At 46.3% G+C, this 2,952-nt stretch carries 2 protein-coding genes; both read right to left on the reverse strand.

Translation table 11 applies throughout. The annotated features are described in order from the left end of the window. A partial coding sequence (locus U9Q77_07625; protein MEA3287228.1) for a hypothetical protein occupies positions 1-952 on the reverse strand: 952 nt, incomplete at its 3' end. After that, a partial coding sequence (locus tag U9Q77_07630; protein ID MEA3287229.1) for an OmpA family protein occupies positions 945-2,952 on the reverse strand: 2,008 nt, incomplete at its 5' end. The genes U9Q77_07625 and U9Q77_07630, both read right to left, overlap by 8 nt.

Raw genomic sequence — 2,952 nt, forward strand, 5'->3', positions numbered from 1 at the left:
AGAGTTTCGATCTACTCTGGGCATCGTAGCTGATGGAACTTGCATCGCCAAAAACTGGATACAATTCCTCAGGGTCGACATCGACAAAGAGTTGATCCAGATACCCCCGATCCGTGTCCAGCGAAGCAGTCAGACGCAGTCCAGGTTTTATGCTTCCCTTGGCATAAAAAGCGGCCCGGCCACCCAGGAGGGCGTGGTCACCCAGCTTGGTGTTATTGATATTGATCAGGCCAAAATGGGGTAAGCTGTTGGGATCCTGGTCCTTTGCTAAGGTGGATAGACCGGCATTGACGGCTCCCACGACTAGAATAGGCTCTTCAGGAATGGAGTAATGTACCGGAAAACTTTCGGTATGTCCTCTCACCGTGATCTCCAAAGAAGCCCGTTCTGTGGCTTCTAATGCGGACTGAACTGTCAATTTAATGATGCCTTCTTCGCCCATAGTCTGAGTACCGCTGGACTCTTTATCAAGATCTTCGGTGACGATAGTACCTGAGGAAATTCGGATGCTGGCATTATTTATGTGATTGAGTCTGTAACCCCACTCATCTTGAATCTCGAATCTAAATTCTCCTGTGCTGCGTCCATCAGCATCCAATCCAATGGGGTCCGAAATATTCACTATCTGGTTAACCGTCCCCAGAACATGGATTCCGCGTTCAGCAGTAAATATCCGTCCGCTGGCACCTTCTGCTTCTACTTTAATATTCACAGGACCGGCAGGGGCCTCTACATTCAAAAAATCCAATAAACCATCGATTCGGATGATCTCATGGGCAGCTTCAGATCCATTAATAAAAAGAGTTGCAGGAGCACCGGCTTTTCCGGCAATGGTCACTGAAATTTTATTGATCCTGCTGACCGCACCGTCCTTTGGTTCAAGGATAATCACCTGAGCAAAAATGGCGGTGGCTAGGAGGAGACCGGCTAGAATTTTAATTGGTCTATTCATCTGACACATCCGGTTCTTCAATATTTTCTTTCAACATATCAGGTAACCCATCAGGTTCTTCGGATTTCACTTCGAGCACATTCTTTTCGTCGACATTTATGTTTGGCTCATCCTGGTCTTCAATATTCACAACTGGTGCAGCTGGCTCTTCAATATTCACAACTCGCTGGCCCGGTTCTTCGATATTTACTTTCAGGACTCGCTCAATATTACTGGATAAGGGCACTTCATCCTTGAAGAGCATTACGTTCAGGAATAGTTCTCGCTCACCCACTACCCCATCAGGCGCAAAGATCTGAATCGAAGGTATTGTTTCCACGGACCGCTCATAGAGTAAATGGCCCCAGGTCTTGAGGGTACCGGCTACATCAACATACTCCAGATCATTGGGCAGCACCAGGGTAATTGCCATGGAGTCAGCTCCAGCGTAGGCTGGGTAGCTCATGTTAAATAGCAGGGTAGAGGCTTGTCCGCCGGGGATCGAGAGGGCTGAATCAGGAGTCATGCTCTCTAATGGATCAATGGGAATGGTAATGATCCGTTTTAAGGATTCCTTGATCACATCCAGTTCCAGGAGGGCAGCTTCGCCAACTTCAGCATTCACTAAAACTTCTACGCGGCGATTCTCTGCTCTGCCAAGCCAGGTTTCATTATCACCCACAGGATAGTGAGGACCGAGACCGTGGGTAAAAATGTTATCAGGATTCACGCTATAGTTCTCAACCAGATAGTTTTTCACACTGACTGCCCGCCATTCAGAGAGCAGCATATTGAATTCAAGACTGCCACGACTATCGGTAAAACCTTCAATGACTACTGTAATATCAGGTTGCCAGGCCAGGAATTTACCCATTTTCTGCAAGCTTGGATAGGCGGATGGTTTCAGATCAGCAGAACCCACATCAAACTGGGTGCCTTCAAGGATCATATTGAAAGAGAGTTCCTCAACCAGGGTGGAAATTTGGGTCTCAAGCGTGTCTGTTACGATGATGTTTCCATCTGAATCAACCAGGTCAAGATAAGCTGAGACCAGACCAGTATTCTGGATCAGATCAAAATCATCTGGCTCCATGGACATATCAAAGGCAGTATGGGTTTCAGCATTCCAGTCATCAAAGCTCCAAACATCTGACTGGACGCCATGTGCAATCGGTTCAATAAAGGTGGAATCAAGGGTTGCTGTGCCAGTCTTGTAGACAAATCCCAATGGCAGTTCCTGATGAAAGCGTATGTTACTGACTGAGATCTCACCGGAATAATCGATATTATACATGAACTCAAGCTGATCATAATCAGAATCTTCTTCAGCTGCGTTATAAAAGACCAGCTCAACCCGGCGGTTCAAAGCACGACCTTCAGGAGTATTGTTACCAACCATGGCTAAGGTGTCACCATGACCAAAAGCACGGATACGGTCGCCACTGATACCCATGGTCTGCATCAGGTAGGTACGAATGGCCATGGCCCTTGATTCTGAAAGCTCCTGGTTGTCTTTAAAACCGCTACCGGCTGAAACCGGCTGGTTATCAGTATGACCATTGATATCAAGATTGATCTGGGTCTGCCACTTCATAAGGTCGCCAATATTCCTCAGTTCATTAAAGATCTCACTTTGGAGGGTGGCTGAACCAGATCTGAATCCAATGCGAATGAGCAGAGACCAAGGTTTGTAAACCAGTAATCTAAATTCTTCTGTGAGCATCTCAGTTCTCATCTCAAGGGTGGACTGTTTACTGAGAACACTGAAAAGTTCTAATTTCTGTAATGGAATATCCTGGTTGACACTATCACCAGAGAAAACGGTTAAATTCCAAATGTTGTGGGATAAACCAGTAGAATCAACTGAAGTATCCGGGCTAAAAAGGGATCCATAGGATGGTAGGCTGCTTTCATCAACATTAAGATGTAGATCACCGAGAGGTGCTTTTGGAAAGACGAATTGTCCGACACTATCGGTCATCACTCGCGCTGAATCATTCAAGATCAGCATCACATTCGGT

It is taken from the genome of Candidatus Neomarinimicrobiota bacterium, assembly GCA_034716895.1.
Classification (GTDB): Bacteria; Fidelibacterota; UBA8477; order UBA8477; family JABMPR01; genus JABMPR01.